This is a genomic window from Sideroxydans sp., assembly GCF_054604835.1.
This window is the reverse complement of sequence record NZ_JBTSFG010000004.1, coordinates 119,102-143,173: the sequence shown is the minus strand read 5'-3', so window position 1 is coordinate 143,173 and position 24,072 is coordinate 119,102. Positions and strand designations below refer to the sequence as shown.

18 protein-coding genes are annotated in these 24,072 nt (G+C 60.5%); all 18 read right to left on the bottom strand.

Translation table 11 applies throughout. The annotated features are described in order from the left end of the window. Positions 1-52: 52 nt before the first annotated feature. The 18 genes from ACYCZ5_RS08160 to ACYCZ5_RS08075 all read right to left on the bottom strand — a co-directional run bounded on the left by ACYCZ5_RS08160 (position 53) and on the right by ACYCZ5_RS08075 (position 24,055). A complete protein-coding gene (locus ACYCZ5_RS08160) occupies positions 53-1,240 on the bottom strand; it encodes a methyl-accepting chemotaxis protein (protein ID WP_461544303.1) in 1,188 nt (395 codons plus the stop codon). Between the two features lie 134 nt (positions 1,241-1,374). After that, a complete protein-coding gene (locus tag ACYCZ5_RS08155; RefSeq protein ID WP_461544302.1) occupies positions 1,375-2,274 on the bottom strand; it encodes a recombination-associated protein RdgC in 900 nt (299 codons plus the stop codon). A gap of 94 nt (positions 2,275-2,368) precedes the next feature. Then, a complete protein-coding gene (parC, locus tag ACYCZ5_RS08150; RefSeq protein WP_461544301.1) occupies positions 2,369-4,765 on the bottom strand; it encodes a DNA topoisomerase IV subunit A in 2,397 nt (798 codons plus the stop codon). Then, a complete protein-coding gene (locus ACYCZ5_RS08145) occupies positions 4,758-6,728 on the bottom strand; it encodes a DNA topoisomerase IV subunit B (protein ID WP_461544300.1) in 1,971 nt (656 codons plus the stop codon). Before ACYCZ5_RS08145 ends, parC begins: the two co-directional genes overlap by 8 nt. Positions 6,729-6,761: 33 nt before the next feature. Continuing rightward, entirely contained in the window at positions 6,762-8,054 is a 1,293-nt protein-coding gene (locus ACYCZ5_RS08140) for a dicarboxylate/amino acid:cation symporter (RefSeq protein ID WP_461544299.1), read from the bottom strand. A gap of 96 nt (positions 8,055-8,150) precedes the next feature. Beyond that, positions 8,151-8,432, bottom strand: coding sequence for a hypothetical protein (locus ACYCZ5_RS08135; RefSeq protein WP_461544298.1), 282 nt, complete (start codon positions 8,430-8,432; stop codon positions 8,151-8,153). Positions 8,433-8,737: 305 nt separating this feature from the next. Beyond that, positions 8,738-9,544, bottom strand: coding sequence for a hypothetical protein (locus ACYCZ5_RS08130; protein ID WP_461544297.1), 807 nt, complete (start codon positions 9,542-9,544; stop codon positions 8,738-8,740). 101 nt (positions 9,545-9,645) lie between these two features. Continuing rightward, positions 9,646-10,746: a phosphoserine transaminase gene (locus ACYCZ5_RS08125; RefSeq protein ID WP_461544296.1), complete on the bottom strand. Its 1,101-nt coding sequence runs from the start codon at positions 10,744-10,746 to the stop codon at positions 9,646-9,648. Continuing rightward, entirely contained in the window at positions 10,739-11,965 is a 1,227-nt protein-coding gene (locus ACYCZ5_RS08120; RefSeq protein WP_461544295.1) for an ATP-grasp domain-containing protein, read from the bottom strand. The genes ACYCZ5_RS08125 and ACYCZ5_RS08120 overlap by 8 nt, the downstream gene beginning before the upstream one ends. A gap of 135 nt (positions 11,966-12,100) precedes the next feature. Beyond that, the gene (locus ACYCZ5_RS08115) at positions 12,101-14,053 is read right to left on the bottom strand and encodes a peptidase U32 family protein (protein ID WP_461544294.1); all 1,953 of its coding nucleotides are present in this window, start codon (positions 14,051-14,053) and stop codon (positions 12,101-12,103) included. A gap of 37 nt (positions 14,054-14,090) precedes the next feature. After that, the gene (locus tag ACYCZ5_RS08110; RefSeq protein ID WP_461544293.1) at positions 14,091-15,980 is read right to left on the bottom strand and encodes a propionyl-CoA synthetase; all 1,890 of its coding nucleotides are present in this window, start codon (positions 15,978-15,980) and stop codon (positions 14,091-14,093) included. A gap of 62 nt (positions 15,981-16,042) precedes the next feature. Continuing rightward, positions 16,043-17,233 (bottom strand): 2-methylaconitate cis-trans isomerase PrpF, encoded by a 1,191-nt coding sequence (gene prpF / locus ACYCZ5_RS08105; protein WP_461544292.1) that lies wholly within the window; start codon positions 17,231-17,233, stop codon positions 16,043-16,045. Next, the gene (gene acnD / locus ACYCZ5_RS08100) at positions 17,230-19,836 is read right to left on the bottom strand and encodes a Fe/S-dependent 2-methylisocitrate dehydratase AcnD (RefSeq protein WP_461544291.1); all 2,607 of its coding nucleotides are present in this window, start codon (positions 19,834-19,836) and stop codon (positions 17,230-17,232) included. Before acnD ends, prpF begins: the two co-directional genes overlap by 4 nt. Positions 19,837-19,853: 17 nt before the next feature. Next, positions 19,854-21,005, bottom strand: coding sequence for a bifunctional 2-methylcitrate synthase/citrate synthase (prpC, locus tag ACYCZ5_RS08095; RefSeq protein WP_461544290.1), 1,152 nt, complete (start codon positions 21,003-21,005; stop codon positions 19,854-19,856). Positions 21,006-21,027: 22 nt separating this feature from the next. Further along, on the bottom strand, positions 21,028-21,912 hold the full coding sequence (gene prpB / locus ACYCZ5_RS08090) for a methylisocitrate lyase (RefSeq protein WP_461544289.1): 885 nt from the start codon (positions 21,910-21,912) through the stop codon (positions 21,028-21,030). Beyond that, positions 21,909-22,589, bottom strand: a complete 681-nt coding sequence (locus tag ACYCZ5_RS08085; protein ID WP_461544288.1) for a GntR family transcriptional regulator — start codon at positions 22,587-22,589, stop codon at positions 21,909-21,911. Before ACYCZ5_RS08085 ends, prpB begins: the two co-directional genes overlap by 4 nt. Before the next feature lie 189 nt (positions 22,590-22,778). Then, positions 22,779-23,264 (bottom strand): dihydrofolate reductase, encoded by a 486-nt coding sequence (locus tag ACYCZ5_RS08080; RefSeq protein WP_461544287.1) that lies wholly within the window; start codon positions 23,262-23,264, stop codon positions 22,779-22,781. Beyond that, positions 23,261-24,055, bottom strand: coding sequence for a thymidylate synthase (locus tag ACYCZ5_RS08075; RefSeq protein WP_461544286.1), 795 nt, complete (start codon positions 24,053-24,055; stop codon positions 23,261-23,263). The genes ACYCZ5_RS08080 and ACYCZ5_RS08075 overlap by 4 nt, the downstream gene beginning before the upstream one ends. Positions 24,056-24,072 lie beyond the last annotated feature (17 nt).

Sequence of the window (24,072 nt, the reverse complement as noted above, 5' to 3'; positions counted from 1 at the left end):
ATGGCTGGTCAATAGTCCTTAAGTGGCGGCATCAGATGGTTTTTTCTGTCGGTTAGACGATGAATCGGTGCGTGGCTTCATTCAGCGTGTGCGCCGTGGCGATCATGCGCTCCGATTCCTTGACGCATTGCGAGGTGAGTTTGGCGGTCTCGTCCGTGCTGTGTTGATTCTCTTCGATACGCTTGAGTACGAGTCCGACCAGCATCTGCTGGTCGTCAGCAGCCTCGCGTACCTCCGCGACCGATGCATTCATGGCGGCAGTGGCTTGCTCGATCTGCACGAAGGTCTCGGAGGAGAGTTTCGAAGCGCGCAAACCGTCGGCGACGGCACTGGCGTTCTCTTCGGAGATGCTGACCGTGGAGGCGACATCGGCGCTCACCTGTTTGAGCACGCCGTCGATGCGCGTGGTCGCCTGTGCCGCCTGCTCGGACAGTTTCCTGACTTCATCAGCGACGACTGCGAAGCCGCGACCCTGTTCGCCCGCGCGCGCCGCTTCGATGGCCGCGTTGAGGGCCAGCAGATTGGTCTGTTCCGCGATGGCGCGTATGGCGGACACCGCTGTCTCGACCTCCTTGGCGCTGCTTTCCAGACTGTCGGCATTGGCGGAGATCTTGCGGCTGGCCGCATCCAGCACGGAGATGGCTTGCTCGGTCGCCGCGACATGCTTCACACCGTTGCGCACCAGTGCATCGGCGGAAGCGGCACTGCCGCCCGCCGAGTCGGACAGTTCGAGTATGGCGCGCGACGCATCGGCCATGCCGTTGATGACCTTGATGATCTCCTGCTCGTTCTGGCGATATTCCTGCATGCTGCTGCCGAGCGAGCTCATCGAATCGCCTATCTCGCGCGCTGTCACATCGACCGTGTGCGCGGATGCGGTTACCCCACTCAGTGTGTCGCGCAATTCCGATGCCATGGAATCGAACCCGCCGGTGATCTCGCCCACCGTATCCGCACTGCGGATGCCGCAACCCTCACGCAAGTCGCCGCCGCGTATGCGTTCGGCGGCGACCGCGACCTTGCGCAATTTGCCCACCAGCAGCCACTCCAGCAGCATGTGATTGGTGATGCCTATCGTGATGCCGGCCACGATGCAGCCGGTGACGAACCAGCCCAGCATGCCGGGTTTCCACTCCACGAAGATGTTTGCATAGAACGGGAAGATGATGCCCATCAGCAGGCCGAAGCCGAGGAAGGAATACTTCAGTTGCTTGAGTATGGAGGGAGTCTTGCTCGCCATTATTGCCCTTTCAAAATATGGTCACGCTTTGCCAGTTCGGGCGAAGCATAAGCCTGTTTCGGCAAGAAACAATAATTCTTAAGTGTGAGTGGCACTCCTTCTTTAGTGCCCCTCACTAACGGTCATGGTGCCTACTATGCCGTCGGTTTACTCTCGCCACCCAGAGCCTCGATGATGGCGGGCAGTAACTTCTTCAACTCGCCGGTCATCAAGGCGAAGTCTGCATCGAAGGCGTCGTCCTGTGCATCGCTGTCGGCCTGGTCTTTGAGCAAGTCGAGCGCTTGCAGGCGTTTGATCTGGCCGTTCTCGTGCAGCACGAATGAGATGCGGTCATACCAGGTCATTGCCAGTTTGGTTACTTCCTTGCCGCCGGTGATGTGCTTGGCGATCTCCTCCGCTTCCAGTGTGTGGCGCACGTAACGCACGGTCGCTTTCTCGTCGCCGGAGGCGCGCAGTTCGCAATCGCGGTCGACGGTGAATACCGATGCCAGATCGTCGCCGGCCAACCATGCAGTCATGGCGGTGGTGGGTGAGACTTCGGTCTTGAGCGGTGTGAAGCCGATGCCGTCCACCGACTTGACCAGTAGCTCGACCAACTCGTCTGCCTTGGCGAGGTTGGCCGCGTCCAGCACCAGCAGCCCGGCGGCAGTGTCTATCCATGCATAGGTGCGGCGACGCACGGCGAACGCGCGCGGCAGTAGCTCGTCGGTGACCGCTTCCTTCAGTTGCTTCATCTGTTTGCGGCCGGGCTTATAGCCTTGCTGCTCTTCCATCTCCGCTGCACGCTCTTTGCTGATGGTGTTGATGACCGAGGCGGGCAGCAACTTCTTCTCCGCACCGAGGCAGATCAACATCTGCTTGCCCAGCGTGTGCACGAAAGCGGGTGCATTCTCTTTTGGTGCGATCCAACCCACGCGTTGCATCTCCAGACCGGAGCAAGGTTGCAGTGCAAGGTTGGAGAGTTTCTCTTCAAACTGTTCGGGCGTGACATCCCATTTGTTTAGACGATAGATGAGTAGATTCTTGAACCACATAAATTTGACCTGAACTTTGAAGAAAAAACGGGGGCGGGATTCTAACGCGGATGTGTGCGGATGACGGTGATGTCGTCACCCGCAACACACATTCTTACGACTTCAACTCTGTCACGACTGACTTGCCTTTCAGTGCCAGCGCTTTACCCATGCGTGCGCGTTTGCCGAAATGGTTTTGCAAGTCTTTATCGTTGAGTTGCATGCTCTGCTCTTTGCCGCCGTTGTTGGTGATCACGGTGATCTTGGGTTGGTTGGTTACGGTTACCGCCGCCAATGCATCATCGTCAGCGATACCCATCACCACCACGCCCTTGCCGCCGCCTGCGAGTTGTTTCATCTCGGCCAACAGGAAGGTGAGCAGACGGCCTGATCTGCAAGCCGCCACCACCAGTGCGTTATCGCTTGGTGTGAACAACGCAGGCGCGAGAATCACTTCGCCTTCCACGCTGATGAACTGTTTTCCGGCCTTGTTGCGTCCCACCATATTGGCGATGGTGCAGATGAAGCCGTAACCGGCAGCAGTCGCCAGCAGCACATGTTGTTCAGCCTTGCCGCAGATCACATGCACGATCTTGGCGCCGGTCGCCACTTCGATCAGTGTCGCCAGCGGCACACCGTCACCGCGACCGCCCGGCAGCAGATGCACCGGGATGCTGCACACACGACCGTTGCTGCAGATCACGATGCAGTGGTCAGTGGTACGGCATTCGAACGCGCCCAGCAAACCATCGCCGTCCTTGAACGAGATGGCAGCCAGATCGAGTCCGTGGCCCTGACGCGTGCGCCCCCAGTGTTTCTTCGAGATTAATACGGTAACCGGCTCGTCCACCACCTGCGTGGTCAGCACTACGCGCTCGGCTTGCTCGATCAAAGTGCGGCGCTCGTCGCCGAAGGTCTTGATGTCTTCGTCGATCTCTTTCGCTACGCGGCGGCGCATCATAGCGTCGGAGGCGAGTAGCTTGCCCAGCTCTTCGCCTTCGTCCTTCAGTTGCTTCAACTCGCGCTCGATTTTGATGCCTTCCATCTTCGCCAACTGACGCAGACGGATCTCAAGGATGTCTTCGGCCTGACGGTCGGACAGATCGAAGCGTTCGATCAAGGCCTGCTTGGGTTCGTCCGATTCGCGGATCAGCGCGATCACCTCGTCCAGATTCAGATATACGATCATGCGACCGTCGAGGATGTGGATGCGGTCGTTCACCTGCGCCAGACGATGTTCGCAGCGGCGACGCACGGTGCCCAAACGGAACGCTGCCCACTCGCGCAATATCTCCGCCATCGGTTTCTGGCGCGGACGACCGTCCAAGCTGATCATCACCATGTTCAGTTGCAGCGAACTTTCCAAACTGGTGTGCGCCAGCAGGATGGTCATCAACTCTTCCGCCGACTGGCGGCTGGACTTCGGTTCGAACACCAGACGTACTGCCTGATCCTTGTCCGATTCGTCCGCCACCTTGTCCAGCACAGACAGCAGCAGTTGCTTGTTCTGCACCTGCTCCTGCGTCAGTGCCTTCTTGTTGGTGCGCACTTTTGGATTGGTGAGATCCTCGATCTCTTCCATGATCTTCTTGGCCGACGTGCCGTGCGGCAGTTCATACACTGCCACGCGCCACTGGCCGCGTGCCAGTTCTTCGATCTTCCAGCGCGCACGCATCTTGAGCGAGCCGCGACCGCTGCGGTAACACTCGCTGATCTCGCGCGGCGAGGAGATGATCTGTCCGCCGCTGGGCAGGTCGGGACCGGTGATCGAGGCCAGCAGTTCTTCATCGGAACAATTTGGGTCGCGCACGCAAATTGCGGCGGCGGTGCCGACTTCGCGCAGATTGTGCGAAGGGATCTCGGTCGCCATACCCACCGCGATACCCGATGCGCCGTTGAGCAGCACCATGGGCAGACGCGCGGGCAACATCGACGGTTCGTCGAAGTGGCCGTCGTAGTTCGGCTGCATGTCCACCGTGCCCATGTTCAACTCGGACAGCAGCAGATCGGCGATCGGTGTCAGACGCGCTTCGGTGTATCGCATCGCGGCAGCATTGTCGCCGTCGCGCGAACCGAAGTTTCCCTGGCCATCCACCAGCGGATAACGCATGGAGAAACTCTGCGCCAAACGCACCATCGCTTCATACGCGGATGAGTCGCCGTGCGGGTGGAACTTACCCAGCACCTCACCCACCACACGTGCGGACTTCACATGTTTGCTGTTGTGCGCCAGGCCCATCTCGCGCATCGCGTACAGGATGCGGCGCTGCACCGGCTTCTGGCCGTCGCACACGTCGGGCAGGGCGCGGCCCTTGACCACCGACACCGCGTATTCCAGATAGGCGCGCTCGGCGTATTGCGCCAGCGGCACCGAGTCGCCATCCGGCGGCGGGGGCAGCGGCGCGAAGCGTTCGACTGCGCCGTTGCCGCCGTCGCCCACAGCAGTGGATTCCTGCGCAGCGTCTTCCGGTTGTTCGTTCTCTTCTTCGAAAAGTTGTGGCAGATCAGACATCGACTGTGACCTCGTTCCCGTGATATTCCAGCCAGGCGCGTCGCGCGCCCGATTCCTGTTTACCCATCAGCATGTTCATGATGCGGTGCGTGTGGTCCTTGGTCGACGCATCCAGCGCCACGCACAGCGCGCGTCGCGTGTCCGGGTTCATCGTGGTGTCCCACAACTGTTCCGGGTTCATCTCGCCCAGACCTTTGAAGCGCGAGATCGACCACGCGCCTTCGCGCACCTTGTCCTTGCGCAGACGGTCTTCGATGGAGGTCAGTTCGTCTTCGTTCAAGGCGTAGATCTTGCGCAGCGGCTTCTTGCCCTGCGCCGGTACGTCGACGCGGAACAAAGGCGGCTGTGCGAGGAAGATGTGGCCGTCGGCGACCAGTCGCGGGAAGTGGCGGAAGAAGAGCGTCAGCAGCAGCGTGGCGATGTGCGAACCGTCCACGTCCGCGTCGGCCATGATGTAGATGCCCTTGTAACGCAGGCCGGACAGATCGACGTTGTCGGTCAGGTCATGCGGATCGACGCCGATGGCCACCGCGATGTCGTGCACCTCGGCATTGGCGAACAGACGGTTCCTGTCCACCTCGAAAGTATTGAGCACCTTGCCGCGCAGCGGCAGGATGGCCTGGAACTCCTTGCTGCGTCCCTGCTTGGCCGAGCCGCCGGCGGAATCACCCTCGACCAGGAACAGCTCGTTGCGCTCGGGATTGAAATCCGCCGCGTCGGTCAGCTTGCCCGGCAACACCGCCACCGAGGAACCTTTCTTCTTCTCCACCTTCTGTGCCGACTTCATGCGGCTCTGCGCCTGCTTGATGACCACCTCGGCGATGCGCTTGCCGTAGTCCACATGCTCGTTCAGCCACAGCAGCAGCGGGTCGTTGATCATCGACGAGACCAGTTTGAGCGCGGTGCGCGATACCAGCCTGTCCTTGGTCTGCCCCTGGAAAGAAGGGTCGAGCACCTTGGTCGACAGCACGAAGCTGGCGCGGTTGGCGACGTCGTCCGAAGTCAGCTTCACGCCCTTGGGCAGCATGCCGTGCATCTCGATGAAGCTCTTCACCGCGTTGAACATCGCGTCGCGCAGGCCGGAGTCGTGCGTGCCGCCGTTCCAGGTGGGGATCAGGTTCACATAGGACTCGCGCGTGATCGCGCCTTCCTCGGTCCAAGCAAGCGCCCAAGCCGCGCCTTCGCCTTCGGCATAGTTGTCGTCGTGTTTGCCGACGTAGCGCTCGCCGGAGAAGATCGGCGCGATCAAAGTGCCGCCGTCTTCCTGCGCATCCAGTGCCTGCGTCAGATAGCCGCGCAGTCCGTCCGGATAGGTCCATTCCTTGCGCTCGCCAGTCTTCTCGATCAGCAGCGTGACGACCACGCCCGGCAGCAACACTGCCTTGGAGCGCAGCGCGCGTTCCAGTTGTGCGAGGTTGACGTTGGGCGCGTCGAAATGTTTCGGGTCGGGCCAGGCGCGCACGCTGGTGCCGGTCTTGCGCTTGGGACATTCGCCGACGCGCAGCAGCGGCTGCTTGGCGACGCCTTGCTCGAAACGTAGATGGTGTTCGCCGCCGTCGCGGAACACGGTGACCTCGAGCGCGGTGGACAGCGCGTTGGTGACCGCCACGCCCACGCCGTGCAGACCGCCGGAGAACTGGTAGGCACCGCCTGCTTCCTTGTCGAACTTACCGCCCGAGTGCAGCACGGTGTAGGCGACCTCGACCACGGATTTCTGCTCTTCCGGATGGATGCCCACCGGGATGCCGCGCCCGTCGTCTTGTACCGATACCGAGCCGTCGATGTGCGCGGTGACGAAGATGTTCTTGGCAAAACCGGCTAGTGCTTCGTCGCAGGCGTTGTCCACCACCTCGGCGATGATGTGGTTGGGATTGTCCAGCGTGGTGTACATGCCGGGGCGCTGGCGCACGGGGTCCAGGCCGCGCAGCACCTTGAATGACGACTCATCGTAATTGACGCTCAACGGAGACTCCTGATTAGAACAACTTGCTGATTATTAACCTTTGGCTGCGGACGGAGGCGTGTCGAGCAACACGTTCTCCTCGCCATCCAGACGCGCGATGATAACCGCCCCGCATGAATCGCTGAAGACATTCACCGAAGTGCGGCACATATCCAGCACGCGATCCACCGCCAGGATGAGACCGATCGCCTCCAGCGGCAGGCCGATGGCAGCGAGGATGATGGCGATGGCGACCAGGCTGGCGGAGGGGATGGCCGCCACGCCGATGGAGGTGACCAGCGCCAGCAGCACGATGGTGAACTGCTGCACGAAGCCCAGCTCGATGCCGTAAGCCTGCGCGATGAACATCGCCGCCACGCATTCATACAGCGCGGTGCCGTCCATGTTCACCGTCGCGCCCAGCGGCAGCACGAAGCTGCTGGTGCGGTTGGAGACGCCCGCGTTCTTCTCCACGCATTCCATGGTCAGCGGCAGGGTGGCGGCGGAAGAACTGGTGGAGAAGGCGGTGAGCAGGGCGGGTGCCATGGCGCGGTAATGGCGCAGCGGGCTCACCCCGCCCACGAAATACAGCAAGGCAGGCAACACCAGCAGGGAATGCACAGCCAGCCCCGTTAGCACGCTGAAGAAGAACCAGGCCAGCGGCGCGATGGCGGCAAAGCCGGTGCTCGCCACTACCTTCGCCACCAGACCGAACACCCCGATGGGCGCGAACTTCATCACCCAGTCGGTGATCTTCATCATCACCTGGAACAGCCCGTTCCAGAACTTGTACTGACTCTCGGCGTAGGGCGCCTCGATCTTGGTCATGAAGAAACCGAACAGCAGGCTGAAGAAGATCAGCCCCAGCATCTGCCCGTCCGCCGCCGCCGACACGATATTGGTTGGCACCATGCGCAGGAAGATGCCGACCAGATCGCCCGCACCTTTGCCTTCCATGCTGGCAACTACCTCCTCGCTCACCTGCGCCATGCCGAGTCGTTCCTTCGCCGGTTGGCCGTCGATGATGCCGGGTGCGGTCATGTTGACGATGGCGAGGCCGATCAGGATGGCGAACAGGCTGGTGGTCGCGTAATAGATCAGCGTTTTTGCGCCCAGCCGCCCGAACGCGCCACCTCCGCCGATGCCCGCGATGCCGACGATGATGGAAGACACCACCAGCGGCACGATCAGCATCTTCAAGGCATTGAGGAACAGCGTGCCGATGAAATCGAACACCGCGTAATAACGCACGCCGAACAACGTCGCCTCGGTGCCCGCCAGTGACCCGGCAACGGCGGCCAGCAAGAGGGCGATGAGTATCTGCCAGTGCAGTTTGAGTTTGATCATGGTTGCGAATCTTTGAATCGCGCCGGTAGTGGGGCCGGCGCTTGCTCGGTGCGCAGCGGATGCGCGGCGACTAGGTTGCGTTGGCTAGCTAGCGCTTCACTCCCGTGCACATTGCGCGATCGCAGCGTTATCCGTCAGTTCCAGGCAATGTCTGAGATCCAGATCCTTGGAGCGCGGTTTGTTTGAGTTGCTGCGCTGCTTGACCGGCTTCGCCACGGGGGCCGCTGCTTCAGGTGCCTGTCCCGTAACCGGCTTCAGTTCTTCAACTTCCAGCTTGGTGGTTGTGCTATGCCCGCCACCTTCTTCACCGGCTGCAAGGGCATTAGCACCGAACAGCATCATCGCAGCGGCAAGTAAACCCATAAGATAAGTTTTCATGAATGACTCCCTGTATCCAACTTCAAGCTATCGATGGAAATGTTGCTTTGCGAGTGCCGGAGTATAGATTCTTTGCGGGGATCGGCAAAATGAATATCCGGGTGGGTGGGAAGGCAAGCCAGCGACTAACCGGCGCAGTAATGATTGCGCATTACGTAAATTGAATTATTGAAATGCCGGAAAGCAGACGATGGCGACCGGCAGGAACTAACCCACAACGGACATGGAGGTCTCTCCATAGCGGTCATTCAAGAAGCGAGATGCAGCACCCGCCATCAACGCATATTCGATTGCTGTAGCCATGATTATTTCGCTCCCTTAAAGATTGAGTTACATGGGCAGGCATCAGCATTTACATTTTTTGTGTCACAGAATTTCAGGCATGCCGCCAGCGTTGGCTGATCGGTGAACCAGTCAACACCGAGCCATCCCCCTTGCCCGTAAGGAATAAGTATTTCGCAATGAACCTGCGAACCCTCCCCGCCCTTCATCACCTCCCTCAGAATGCTGCGGTATTCGGGTTGTCTGCTTTCCTGGTTGTGCCGGGCGATAGTTTCAGCAAGAAGAAGGTCGCCTCTGTCAAATTTGACCTCCCTACCCCGAATAGCCCAAGTCATTCCAAAATCAAGATTGACCGTCTTGAACTCGGCGGGGAGCTCTGACAGTTGTATACGTTGCCAGCCCTTGCCGTCGTATTTGAAAAACACATAAGGCGGGTTCGGTCTACCCCATTTGTTGTAGGACAAGCACAGGTTTGGTTCGGCAACGATGTAGGCGGTGCCGTTCAGCACATGCAGTGCGAGCAGGTTGAAGTTTGTGCGCCCTGTTTCTTCTCCATATTCACTTGACCATGTCAGTTTCTGATTGGAACCCGGCAAGGTGAATTTGATGGTGTGCTCCTTGATTGGCAGCGCCTGTCCGACCTCATGTCGACCGCCATAGGTTTGCGAGCGTTCGGCGATGATTTTCTGCCCGTCATGCAGCAGCACTTCTTCATTCCAGCTATCGCCGCCGAAACCCAAGATCCCAGCACAAACATTCATGCTTGCACCCAGCAACAAGACCAATCCAAGTTTGGAAATTCTCTGCAACCACAGTTGAAGGGTTCTCATACTGGCCCTCACGGCTTGAACGTCATAAATTGGAGGATACATCTGGGTGTCTCAAAGTGGCCGACAGCAGAAGTCTACCCTTGATTCCTCGTTGCCGAAAATCAGCCGTTCGCCTTCTTGAATTCCGCCATGAATCCAACCAGTTCTTCCACCGCCGACAGCGTCAACCCGTTGTAGAGCGAGGCGCGCATGCCGCCTATGGAGCGGTGGCCGCCCAGGCCGGAGAAGCCTGCTGCGGAAGATTCCTGCAGGAAGCGTTGTTCTAGTTCCTTGCTGGGCAGGTTGAAAGACACGTTCATCTGCGAGCGGTCGGCGACGGCGGCGTGGCCGCGGTAGAAGTTGTCGCTTTGGTCGAGCGTGCGATAGAGCAGCTCGGCTTTTTGCGTGTTGAGCGCGGCCATGTTCTCCAGTCCGCCTACCTCGTTCAACAGCCAGCGCGTCACCAGCAGCACCACGTAGATGGAGAACACCGGCGGGGTGTTGAAGATGGAGTGGGCTTTGATGTGGCTGCGGTAGTTGAGGAAGCCGGGCAGGTCGTCCGGTGCGTCTTTCAGTATCTCGTCGCGCAACAGCACCACCGTTACCCCGGCGGGGCCGATGTTCTTTTGCGCATGCGCATAGATCATGGCGTAGCGCTCCGCCGCGCAGGGGCGCGACAGGAAGTCGGACGACATGTCGCACACGCGCGGTACGTCGTCGCGGCCGAGCACGCGCTGGAACTGCAGACCTTCCACGGTCTCGTTGGAGATGTAGTGCAGATAGGGTGCATCCGGCGAGTAGTCGAGCTCGGCATCGCTCGGCAGGCGGCTGAAGTGTTCTGTTTCGCCGCTCCATAGCACGCGTATCGGGCCTTCGCGTCTGGCCTCGGCCAGTGCTTTGCCGCTCCAGTAACCGGTGTGCAGATATTCCGCTGGCGTGGTTTTGCCGCGCAGCAATGTCATGGGGATCATGGAGAACTGCTGGGTCGCGCCGCCTTGCAGGAACAGCACGTGATAGTCCTTGTTCAGGCCGAGCAGGCTGCGGATGTTGTCTTCCAGTTCGGCCACCACAGCGGCGAACCAGTCGGAACGGTGGCTGATGCCGAGGATGGAGAGTCCCACCTCGGGCACGGCAGAGATGGCCTGCTGCACTTGTTGCAGCACGGTCTCCGGCAGCGCGCCGGGCCCGCCGGAGAAGTTCAGCCGGTTGCTGGGCTTAGGCATGGTGGCTCGCGGTCAGGCGTTGCAGGTAGGCGCGGAAGGCATCGCGCGCCTTGGCGATGTGCTGCTGTTTGTAGGGGAACAGTTCTTCCGGGTCCATCGCGTGCACCACCATGGTGTGGTCGATCTCGAAGATGAGCAGCTTGCCGTCGCGCGTCTCGGCGCCGTCGATGAGCAGATAGTCGAGACCCGTGCGGCGGTATATCTCGTCCAGCGCGGCGCGATGGCGTTGCACGAAGTCGTCGAAGTGATCCATGAAGGCGAGTTCTTCGGCGCGCTTGTCTGCATCCTCGTACATGCCTGCATTGAGGTAGTGGATCATCCAGTGCGCGGATACGGCCATGTGACTGGCGTAGGCCTGACCATCGATGAGCGCGATGCGGAATTTACGGAACAGGCCGTCGTCGCCACTGTAGTCGACGAAACGTGCGATGAAGAAATCGCTGGCCTGCACTTTGGCGAGATATTCCAGCAGTTCGGCGGATGAGGCGATGCGCGCCAGATCGCGACCCGCTTGGGAGTCGTAGGGGCGAACGATGATCGGATAGTCGAGGCCGGGGAACGCTTCGGAAAGAGTTGACTGGCCTGTGGCGATCGCCTGCAACACTTCGCGTCCGCAGCGCAGCGTCGGCGGCATCTCTATGCCAGGCACATCCCGCAGCAGTTCGCTGGCGGCATCACGACCGACGCAGGGGATACGCCCCGGCTGGTTGATGACCGGCTGCGGCCAGCCTTTCAATTTTTCTTCCAGCGCGCGGAGTGTGGCGCGGTTGTCATCGGATTCGCTGATGGCGACCAGCATCACATCGTGTGCGGGGACCGGCAATGTGAATGGGTCAGGCTGGCTGACGTAATAAAAGATCAGGTCTACATCCGTGCGTTCCAGCAGACAGTCGATGGGCGTGTTGGCGGCGATGTCGCCGGGTGCCATCAGTACCAGCAAGCGTGTGAGGACAGGCTGCTGCATCGCGGGCAGATGGAAGATGCGCTGTTGCTCCAGCGCCATCGCCTGAATGGAAAGGCCGATGTCGCGTTGTCCTATGCATTGCATGGCGACCGACAGGTTCATCCACAGCGGGCCGTCAGTTTGTCTTTGTTGCGCTTCAGCGAGCAGGGATTCTGCATACGGCTTCAGCTCTTGTCCGCCGACGCTGGCGCGCAGAAAAGGCGCCAGTCCCAGGAAGGTCGTCTCGGAAACGTTCTGCTCTGTGGTCGCGTTCATTGCTGTGTTCTTGTTCAGGGCGAGGGGCAAGGATAGTTGAAAATCGCGGTCTTCGTGCCGCGAATAGTTCGAGGATATCCTGCTTCCATTTGCTTTTGACTGGTCGGCGTGTGCCGATGGAACGCCGTGCCAGTATCAGCCGGCTGGTCGCTGTGCGTGGAAAGTGAGCGGTATGGCCGAAGGCGGTGGCGACTTCAGGATGTGTTTCTTCGCTTTGCCCATCACGTGCATCTCGCACTCCTTGCAGTCGAATTCCAGTCGCAATCTCTCGCTGCCGTTGATCAGTGTCATCGGTTCGGCACGCACCTGGCCCTGCACGCCGATCACTCCCTTGGCTTGCTTGGGACACAGGCTGAGCGAGTAGCGGATGCAATGGCGCGTGACCATCAGCGATACATCGCCTGCTTCCTTGTGCGCTTCATACGCGGCAGCGATAAGCTTCACGCCGTGCTTCTCGTAGAACTTTCGTGCGGCGGCGTTGTACACGTTGGCGAGGAAGGAAAGCGTCTCTTCCGGATATTTCGCGGGCGGCTCGACGGCGGCTTTGCGCGGCAGGCGCGAGTAGGCGGCGAGGCGTGTGGCTTCGAGTTTCTCTACAGCTTCGCGACGTAATTTATTGGCGAGCGAGCTGGGTACGAACCAGGGTTGAGTCCAGTCGACGCTGAGTGTATCCAGTTCGAATTCCGAGCTGCCGAAACGCGCGAGCTGTTCGCGCACACTGTGCTCTGCTTCCGCAGGATGTTTGGCGGGCTGTTTTTCGAACGCGGTCTGCGCGCTGGCGACGAAACCGTCTTCATCCAGCAGCGTGAGCGAGAAACCGTCTGCGGTCTCGGCGAAGGTGGCGGACACGCCGATGCGACGCTCGGCAGATTTCTTGTTCAGTGCCTGTTCCCACGCATGGTCGCGGTTACGGCTGATGGAAACGCCGGCGCGCAGGTTTTTCAGGGTATGCATCGGCTCGTTCGGGAACACGCGCCACACCGGGCCGCGCTGCTCGACGATGTTCGCCTGCAAGCCTATCACCTCGCGATGGTTCAGATAGTTCAGGCCGTCGCTGTTGGCGAGGGCTTCGCTCGATTCCATCTCGAACCATTTGTCGCCGACTTGCGACACCGTGCCCAGCGGCAGGCCGACGAAGGTGGGCGTGTCGAATGCGCCGATGTCGTCCTTGCGGCCTTGCGAGAAATAATCGGTCGAGCCGCGATGGAAGGTCTTGTCCGGATCGGGCGTGAATAACAGCTTTGTCTTGCCGCTGGAGGCGGCGTGCAGGTCGCTGCGTCCTTCCAGGATGGCGTCGAGCAACTGGCGATAGTGGCCGGTGATGTTCTTCACATAGGGCGCGTCTTTGTAGCGGCCTTCGATCTTGAAGCTGCGCACGCCCGCATTGACCAGCGCGCGCAGATTGCCGCTCTGGTTGTTGTCCTTCACCGACAGCAGGTGTTTCTCGAAGGCGACGATGCGGCCCTGTTCATCTTCCAGCGTGTACGGCAGGCGGCAGGCTTGCGAGCAGTCGCCGCGGTTGGCGCTGCGTCCGGTGTGCGCGTGGCTGATGTTGCACTGGCCGGAATAAGCGACGCACAGCGCACCGTGGATGAAGTGTTCGATCACCGTGTCGCTTGGCACGGCGGCGCGCACCTTGATGATCTCTTCGATGGTCAGCTCGCGCGCCAGCACCAGCTGCGAGAAACCGATATCGGCGAGGAACTTCGCCTTCTCCGGCGTGCGGATGTCGCACTGCGTGGAGGCGTGCAGGTCGATGGGCGGCAGGTCGAGTTCGAGCAGACCCATGTCCTGCACGATCAGCGCATCCACACCCGCGTCGTAACAATCCCACGCCAGCTTGCGCGCGGCGTCCAACTCGGCATCGTGCAGGATGGTGTTGAGTGTGACGTAGATCTTCGCGCGGAAGCGGTGCGCATATTCGACCAGCGCCGCGATGTCCTCCATCGAGTTGCCCGCCTTGTCGCGCGCGCCGAACGACGGCCCGCCGATGTACACCGCATCGGCACCGTGCGTGATGGCGTCACGGCCGATGGCGGCGGTCTTGGCGGGGGAGAGAAGTTCTAAGGCGTGTTTGGGTTCAGACATGGCGGCGGATTATACGCGTCGCCATGCCTGTTTACGGTCAGGCTACAAAGCCTTTGTTGTGCAAGGTCTCTATGATCTCGTTGATGACGCCGGGATCGTCGATGGTTGACGGCACGTTGTAGGGTTTGCCGTTGACGATGCCGTTCAGGGTCTTGCGCAGCGTCTTGCCGGAGCGGGTCTTGGGCAGGCGTTTCAATATCACCGAGTCCTTGTAGCAGGCGATGGCACCGATGTGCTCGCGGATGCGTGTGACGAGCTCTTTTTGAAGCACGGCTTCATCGACGTTGACGCCGGATTTGAGCACCACCAGTCCCATCGGGATCTGTCCTTTGAGGGCGTCGTCACGGGCGATGACGGCGCACTCGGCCACCGCCGGATGTCCGGCCACCACTTCCTCGATCTCGCCGGTGGAGAGACGGTGTCCCGCAACATTGATCACGTCGTCCACGCGGCCCATCACGAACACATAACCTTCGTCATCGATGTAACCGCCGTCGCCGGTGGTGTAGTAGCCGGGCAGGAAACTCAGATAGCCGTCGCGGAACTTGTTGTCGTCGCCCCACACGCGATTCATGCAGGATGGCGGCAGTGGTAGCTTGATGGCGATGTAGCCCTGTTCGTTGCGCGCCAGTTGCTTGCCGTTCTCGTCGAGGATGCGCACGTCGAAGCCCGGTGTGGGCAGGGTGGAGGAACCGAGCTTCACCGGCTTCGGTTCCACGCCCCACAGGTTGGCGGTGATGCCCCAGCCGGTCTCGGTCTGCCACCAGTGGTCCACCACGGTCTTGCCGCTCTTCTCGGTGAGCCATTCCTGCGTCGGCGGGTCGAGACGCTCACCCGCCGAGAAGATGACTTGCAGGCTGCTCAAGTCATACGGCTTCATCAGCAGCGCATCGGGGTCTTCCTTCTTCACTGCGCGGAACGCGGTGGGAGCAGTGAAAAAGGACTTCACCTTGTATTCGTCGATGATGCGCCACAGCGCGCCCGCGTCCGGCGTCATGATGGGTTTGCCTTCGTAGACTATCGTGGTGCAGCCGTGCAGCAGCGGGCCGTACACGATGTAGGAGTGGCCGACCACCCAGCCCACGTCCGACGCGGCCCAGAACACATCGCCCGCTTCCACGTTGTAGATGGCCTTCATGCTGTAGTTGAGCGCGACCGCATGGCCGCCGTTCTCGCGCACCACGCCTTTCGGTTTGCCTGTCGTGCCGGAGGTGTAGAGGATGTAGAGCGGGTCGCTGCCTTTCACCGGTGTGCAATCCACCGCTTTCGATTTTTCCAGCAACGTAGCCCAATCGTGGTCGCGCCCAGCGATCATGCTGGCGGTGGCCTGCGGCCGTTGCAGCAGCACGCAGCTTTGCGGTTTGTGTTTCGCCAGTTCGAAGGCCTTGTCCACCAGCGGTTTGTATTCGATGACCTTCTTCACCTCGATGCCGCAGGACGCGGTCATGATGACTTTGGGCGTGGCGTCGTCGATGCGCACCGCCAGTTCGGGCGGCGCGAAACCGCCGAACACCACCGAGTGGATCGCGCCCAGTCGCGCCACCGCCAGCATGGCGACCACCGCTTCGGGGATCATCGGCATGTAGATGATGACGCGGTCGCCCTTGACCACGCCGAGGTCGGCCAGCATGCCCGCCGTGCGAGCCACCTGGTCGGTCAGCTCGGCATAAGTGATCTTGGTTTTGGTGTCGGTGACGGGAGAATCGTAGATGATCGCGGTCTGGTTGCCGCGACCGTTCTTCACATGATGGTCGAGCGCCATGTAGCAGGTGTTCATCTCGCCGTCGGCGAACCAGTGGCCGATGCCGTCAGCGTCGGTGCTCAATATCTGCTGCGGGAACTTATACCACTCCAGCAACTTGGCCTGGTCGCCCCAGAATCCCTCCGGATCCTTCATCGAACGGTCGTACTCTGATTGGTAACTCATTTCGACTCCTCCCTGATAGTGCAGCCCATGCGGGCAAGCAAAGTTATTCGGTTGAAACGAATCTAAAAACTGTCTCCCGGAACACGTACCCAGCCTTCCATCAGCACGCGCGCGCTGCGGCTCATGGTGACTTTCTCGACCTTCCACTCGCCGCCATTCTTGCTGGCGGCTGCACCGACTCGCAATGTGCCGGATGGATGGCCGAACTTCACCACATCGCGTTCACCGCCGCCCGCCGCCAGATTCACCAGCGTACCGGGGATCGCCGCGGCTGTGCCGATGGCGACTGCTGCCGTGCCCATCATGGCATGGTGCAATTTACCCATGGATAACGCGCGCACCAGCAGATCGACTTCAGATGCTTTGATCGTTTTTCCGCTCGAAGACACATGGTCGACCGGTGGTGCGACGAAGGCGACCTTCGGGGTGTGCTGGCGGGTTGCGGCTTCTTCAGGAGTATTGATCAAACCCATGCGCAATGCGCCCGCCACGCGGATCTTCTCGAAACGCGCCAGTGCTGCCGGATCGGTATTGATGGCCTCGCGCAATTCGGTGCCGGTGTAGCCGATATCCACCGCACTCACGAACACGGTCGGGATGCCGGCGCTGATCATGGTGGCTGGGAAGCTGCCGACACCGGGGACATCGAGTTGGTCTACCAGATTGCCGGTCGGGAACAGGCTGCCACCTTCTTCGCTGTCATCGGAGGGATCGATGAAATCCAGCACGATCTCCGCAGCCGGGAAGGTCACGCCGTCCAGTTCGAAGTCGCCGGTCTCCTGCACCTGGCCGTTGCTGACCGGTACATGCGCGATGATGGTCTTGCTGATGTTGGCCTGCCAGATGCGCACGGTGCAGACGCCATCTTGCACCAGACGAGCGGCATCGATATATCCGGCATGGATCGCGAAAGCGCCCGCACCCGTGGACAGGTTGCCGCAGTTGCCGCTCCAGTCAACGAAGTCCTTGTCGATGGAGACCTGACCGTAGAGGTAATCCACATCATGACCGGGGCGAGTGCTTTTCGACAGGATCACGCACTTGCTGGTACTGGAGGTCGCGCCCCCCATGCCGTCGATCTGTGCGGCGTAGGGGTCGGGGCTGCCGATCACGCGCTGGAACAATTTGTCGCGCGCCTTGCCCGGGACCTGTGCCGCTTGCGGCAAATCTTCCAGACGGAAGAACACGCCTTTCGATGTGCCGCCGCGCATGTAGGTGGCGGGGATTTTTATTTGCGGTGCGATGGACATCATGCGGCTCCTTCGAGGAAATCCTGCGCAAAGCGTTGCAGCACGCCGCCCGCGTTGTAGACACGCACTTCAGCAGCGGTATCCAGACGGCAGGTGACGGGGATGCGCACCGTCTCGCCATTCTTGCGGTGCATCACTACAGACAGGTTGGCGCGCGGGGCGATGTCGCCTTCCACGTCAAAAGTTTCAGTACCGTCGATGGCGTAAGTCTTGCGGGTATCGCCCGTCTTGAACTCCAGCGGCAGCACGCCCATGCCGACCAGGTTGGTGCGGTGGATGCGCTCGAAACCTTCCGCAACGATGGCTTCCACACCGGCCAGACGCACGCCTTTGGCCGCCCAGTCGCGCGACGAGCCCTGACCGTAGTCGGCGCCCGCGATGATGATCAGGTTCTGCTTGCGACCCATGTAGGTCTCGATGGCTTCCCACATGCGCATGACCTTGCCGTCCGGCTCGACGCGGGCGAGGGAACCTTTCTTCACCTCACCGTTGATCACGGCCATCTCGTTGACCAGTTGCGGGTTGGCGAAGGTGGCGCGTTGTGCGGTGAGGTGGTCGCCGCGGTGCGTCGCATAGGAGTTGAAGTCCTCTTCCGGCAGGCCCATCTTCGCCAGATATTCACCGGCGGCAGAGTCGAGCAGGATCGCGTTCGAAGGCGACAAGTGGTCGGTGGTGATGTTGTCCGGCAAGACGGCGAGCGGACGCATGCCTTTCAGGGTGCGCTCACCGGCGAGTGCGCCTTCCCAATACGGCGGACGACGGATGTAGGTGGACTGCAGACGCCAGTCGTACAAGGGACTCTTCGCCGCTTCGATCACGCCCAGATCGAACATCGGGTTGTAGACCTGCTTGAACTGTTCCGGCTTCACGCAAGCGGCAACGATCGCGTCGATCTCCTCGTCGGAAGGCCAGATGTCTTTCAGTGTGACCGGCTTGCCGGATTTGTCGGTGCCCAGTACATCCTGCTCGATGTCGAAGCGCACCGTACCCGCGATAGCGTAGGCGACTACCAGCGGGGGGGAAGCCAGGAATGCCTGCTTCGCATACGGGTGGATACGACCGTCGAAGTTGCGGTTGCCGGAGAGCACGGCGGTGGCGTACAGGTCGCGGTCTATGATCTCCTGCTGGATCTTGGGATCGAGTGCGCCGGACATGCCGTTACAGGTGGTGCAGGCGAAGCCGACGATGCCAAAGCCCAGTTTCTCCAGCTCCGACAGAAGGCCCGCTTCTTTCAGGTACAACTCGGCAACCTTGGAGCCGGGCGCAAAAGAAGTCTTGACCCAGGGCTTGCGGATCAAGCCAAGCGCGTTGGCCTTCTTCGCCAGCAGTGCAGCGGCAACCACGTTGCGCGGGTTGGACGTGTTGGTGCAGGAAGTGATGGCAGCGATGATGACTGCGCCATCCGGCATCAGACCTTTGGCTTCTTCGGTCTTGCCAGCTGCCAGCTTCGCTTCGTCGGCGATGCCGCGCTCGTGCAGTGCGGACGTCGGCAGACGGCGGTGCGGATTGGAGGGCCCTGCCATGTTGCGCACCACGCTGGACAGATCGAATTCCAGCACGCGCTCGTATTCGGCGGCAATCATCTGCTCTGCCCACAGCCCGGTGGTCTTCGCGTAGTTTTCCACGAGCGCAACTTGTTCCGGCTCGCGTCCGGTCAGCTTCAGGTAGTCGATAGTTTGTTTGTCGATGTAGAACATCGCCGCCGTCCCACCATACTCCGGGCACATGTTGGAGATGGTCGCGCGGTCGCCGATGCTGAGACTGTCCGCGCCCGCGCCGAAGAATTCGACCCAGGCACCGACCACTTTTTCCTTGCGCAGAAACTCGGTTAGCGCCAGCACGATGTCGGTGGCGGTGATGCCGGGTTGACGCTTGCCGACCAGCTTCACGCCGACGATGTCCGGCAGACGCATCATGGAAGGCAGACCCAGCATGACGGTCTCGGCTTCCAGACCACCGACACCGATGGCGATCACGCCGAGCGCATCGACGTGCGGGGTGTGCGAGTCGGTGCCCACGCAGGTGTCGGGGAAGGCGACTCCGTCGCGCGTCTGGATCACCGGCGACATCTTCTCGAGATTGATCTGATGCATGATGCCGTTACCGGCAGGGATCACGTCCACGTTCTTGAACGCGGTCTTGGTCCACTCGATGAAGTGGAAGCGGTCTTCGTTGCGGCGGTCTTCGATGTCGCGATTCTTGCGGAACGCATCGGGGTCGAAACCGGCTGCTTCCACGGCCAGCGAGTGGTCGACGATCAACTGGGTCGGTACGACCGGGTTGACCAAGGCAGGGTCACCGCCCTGATCGGCGATCGCATCACGCAGACCGGCGAGATCAACCAGTGCGGTCTGGCCGAGGATGTCATGGCACACCACGCGCGCCGGATACCACGGGAAATCCAGATCTCGTTTGCGTTCGATCAACTGTTTCAGTGCATCAGTCAGTTCATTCGGTTCGCAGCGGCGCACCAGTTGTTCTGCCAGCACCTTGGAAGTGTAGGGCAGCTTGGCATAGGCGCCGGGCTGGATGGCTTCGACTGCAGCTTGTGTGTCGAAGTAGTCCAGCGTGGTTCCGGCTAATGGCTTGCGGTATTCGGTGTTCATGATGTCCTTTGCGTTACTCAGCCGCGGTTAGCCAATGGCACCCATTGCAGATTCTCCGGTCCGACATAGTTCGCGCTCGGGCGGATGATCTTGCCGTCGGCGCGTTGTTCCATCACGTGCGCACCCCAACCGGTGACGCGTGCGATGACGAACAGCGGTGTGAACATCTCGGTCGGTACACCCATCTGGTTGTAGGACACGGCAGAGAACCAGTCGAGGTTGGGGAACATCTTCTTCAAGTCCCACATGGTCGTTTCCAGTCGCGCGGCGACGTCGAACATCAGCGTGTCGCCGTTCTCTTCCGAAAGTTGTTTTGCCACGCGTTTGATCACTTCGTTGCGCGGATCGGAGATGGTGTACACCGGATGGCCGAAGCCGATGACGATCTCCTTGCGACCTACGCGTTCGCGGATATCGGCCTCGGCTTCATCTGCACTCTTGTAACGGCTCTGGATGCGGAACGCTTCCTCGTTCGCGCCGCCATGCTTCGGTCCGCGCAGCGCGCCGATGGCACCGGTGATGCAGGAATAGATATCTGAGTTGGTGCCTGCGATCACGCGTGCGGTGAAGGTCGATGCGTTGAACTCATGCTCGGCGTACAAGATGAGCGAGGTGTGCATCGCACGTACCCACGATGCCTTGGCTGGTTTGCCGTGCAGCAGATGCAGGAAGTGTCCGCCGATGGAATCGTCATCGGTCTCGACTTCGATGCGTTTGCCGTTGTGGCTGAAGTGATACCAGTACACCAGCATGGAACCGAAGCTCGCCATCAGGCGGTCTAGGATCTGTTTGGTTTGTTCTGGATCGTGTGACGGGGATTCCTGTTCCAGCGTACCCAGCACCGAGCACCCGGTGCGCATCACATCCATCGGATGCGCACCGGGGGGGAGTGCTTCGAGTGCCTGTTTGACGGCTTGGGGCAGGCCGCGCAGTGTGCGTAGTCTGGCCTTGTAGGCCGCGAGTTCGGTAGCGTTCGGCAGTGTGCCGTGGATCAGCAGATGGGCGATCTCTTCGAACTCTGCCTGCTCGGCGAAGTCGAGGATGTCATAGCCGCGATAGTGCAGGTCGTTGCCGGTGCGGCCCACGGTGCACACGGCGGTGTTGCCCGCGACAGTGCCGGACAGTGCGACGGATTTTTTTGGTTTGGGTAAGGTGGTCTCTTCAGTCATCACTTGCTCCCTTGCTTGGTAGTTAATCTGCACCCTTCTCGGCGAACAGGCGGTCGAGCTGTTGCTCGTAGGCGTGGTAACCGAGATAGTCATAAAGGTCCATGCGCGTCTGCATGGTGTCCACTACGTTCTGCTGCGTGCCGTCGGCGAGGATGTGCTGGTACACATTCAAAGCCGCCTGACTCATGGCGCGGTAGGCAGATAGCGGATACAGCACCAGCTTCACGCCCACCCCCGCCAGTTGCTCGGTGGTGAATAGCGGCGTCGCGCCGAACTCGGTGATGTTGGCTAGCACCGGTACTTTCACTGTCTTGGTGAACTCGGCGTATTGCTCCAGCGTGGTCATCGCTTCGGGGAAGATCATGTCGGCTCCGGCTTCGGCGCAGGCTTGGGCGCGGTCGATGGCGGAGCTCATGCCTTCCACGGCCAGCGCATCGGTGCGCGCCATGATGACGAAGCTGCTATCCACGCGCGCATCCACTGCCGCCTTCACGCGATCCACCATCTCTTGCTGGCTGACGATGGCTTTGTTCGGACGGTGGCCGCAGCGTTTTTGCATCACCTGGTCTTCGATGTGGAAACCGGCCGCGCCGGACTGCGCTACTTCGCGTGTGGCACGCGCGATGTTGAAAGCGCCGCCCCAGCCGGTGTCGATATCGACCAGCAAGGGCAGGTCACTGGCAGCGGTGATGCGGCGCGCGTCTTCGCATACGTCATGCAAAGTGGTGATACCCAGATCGGGGATGCCCAGTGAAGAAGCTGCCACGCCGCCGCCGGAAAGGTATAACGCTTTGTGGCCGCTCTTCTGCGCGAGGATGGCGCAATAGGCTGTGACCGCGCCGACGACTTGCAGTGGGTGATTGTCTGCGACTGCCTGGCGCAGTTTGTTGCCGGGGGTGTTGTTCATGCGACTTGCTCCTCTTTATCAATGATCTCGCTGATGCTGCGCCACGCGCCGTGGATGTGGCGGCGCATCAGCATCTCGGCCAGTTCGCCGTCTCGGTTCGCCAGCGCCTCCACGATCTGGCGGTGCTGGTGCAGGGCGGGCAGGGTGCGTTGGGCGAGGCGGCTGGTGCGGTGGCGGCACATGCGCAGCAACTGGTATTGCTCGCTGCCCAGCAGGTCCATCAGCATGTGGTTGCGGCTACCGCGCGCGATCTGGAAATGGAAATCGAGGTCGCCCTCGCTCTGCGCGTAGACCTTGCCGCCCTGTTTGGCGATCTGCGCTTCGTGCTTGTCGAGCAGGGCGCCCAACTGCGCGATCTCGTCGTCGCTCATCTGTGCGGCGGCGAGGCGGCAGGCCATGCCTTCCAGCGCTTCACGCACGCCATACAGGTCGGCCAACATCTTGCGATCCAGCACCACCACGCGCGCACCGGCATTCGGCGTGCGTTTCACCAGCCGCATGCCTTCGAGATGACGCAAGGCCTCGCGCAGCGGACCGCGCCCCATGCCGTAACGTTCGGCCAGTTCGGCTTCGTTCAGTTTCTGCCCTTGCGCCAGTTCACCGGTCACGATGCTGTGCGCCAAGCGATGGGTGGCCTGATCGGCCAGAGTGCTTTGCTGGGTAAGGCTGGATGGCATGGACGACCTCAGATTGTCGACAAAGTGCGCAAATGCTAGCACCAAAACTGCAATTAATGGCAAGTAAGTTTTACTTATGTCGACAAAGAGGGTTTTGTGGTTTTAGAGGGAGGCTGGTAAATAGTTGAAAATTAGGGGCAAAAACAAAACAGCCCGCATGAGGCGGGCCGTTGAAGAAAAGCTTGTCGACTATCGTCGCCGGTAAGTGATGAAGTGGTATTGCAGTGCCTGCGGTTCGGTCTGGTTGCGCACCTCGCGTGCAGTCTCCTGCCATGCGTTCCGGTTGAACGCGGGGAAGTGCGCATCGCCGTCCACATCCTGCTGGATCTCGGTGATGTACAAGGTGTCCGCCAGTGGCAATGCCTGTGCGTAGATCTCCGCACCGCCGACGATGAAGACCTCATCATCGTTTGTACTCAGCTTGATCGCATCCGGCAGCGAGTGCGCGATGAGACAGCCTTCCACTTTCAGCGCGTCATTGCGTGTGACGATCACCGTGGTGCGCCCCGGCAAGGGCTTGCCGATGGAATCGAAGGTCTTGCGCCCCATGATCATGTGATGCCCCATGGTCAGCGCCTTGAAATGCTTGAGATCTTCCGGGCAGCGCCATGGCAGCGTGTTGTTCACGCCGATGGTGCGGTTCTGCGCCATGGCGACGATCAGGGAAACGCTCATACAGCGACGGGGGCCTTGATTGCAGGGTGAGGGTCGTATCCCTCTAAAGTGAAGTCCTCGAACTTGAAGCCGAAGATGTCTTTCACCTCCGGGTTGATCTTCATGGTCGGCAGCGCACGCGGCTCACGCGACAGTTGCAGCGCGGTCTGTTCCATGTGGTTGGAATAAAGGTGCGCATCGCCGAAGGTATGCACGAAATCGCCGTACTTCAGGCCGCACACTTGCGCCATCATCATGGTCAACAATGCATACGAGGCGATGTTGAACGGCACGCCGAGGAAGATGTCGGCGCTGCGCTGGTACAACTGGCAAGAGAGATTGCCGTCCGCAACATAGAACTGGAAAAAGGCATGGCAAGGCGCGAGCGCCATCTTGTCCAGCTCGCCGACGTTCCAGGCCGAGACGATGATGCGGCGCGAATCGGGATTGTTCTTGAGCTGATCGACGGCGATCTTGATCTGGTCGATCACGCGGCCATCGACAGCCTCCCACGAGCGCCACTGTTTGCCATACACCGGGCCGAGGTTGCCGTTCTCGTCCGCCCACTCGTCCCAGATGCTGACGCCGTTGTCCTTGAGGTACTTGGTGTTGGTGCTGCCCTGCAGGAACCACAGCAACTCATGCACGATGGATTTCAGGTGGCACTTCTTGGTGGTGACCAGCGGAAAGCCCTGCGAGAGGTCGAAGCGCATCTGGTAGCCGAACACGCTGGTGGTGCCGGTGCCGGTGCGGTCGGATTTGGTGGTGCCGTGGTCCAGCACGTGTTGCATCAAGTCGAGGTATTGGCGCATGGGGTAGCCCGTATAAT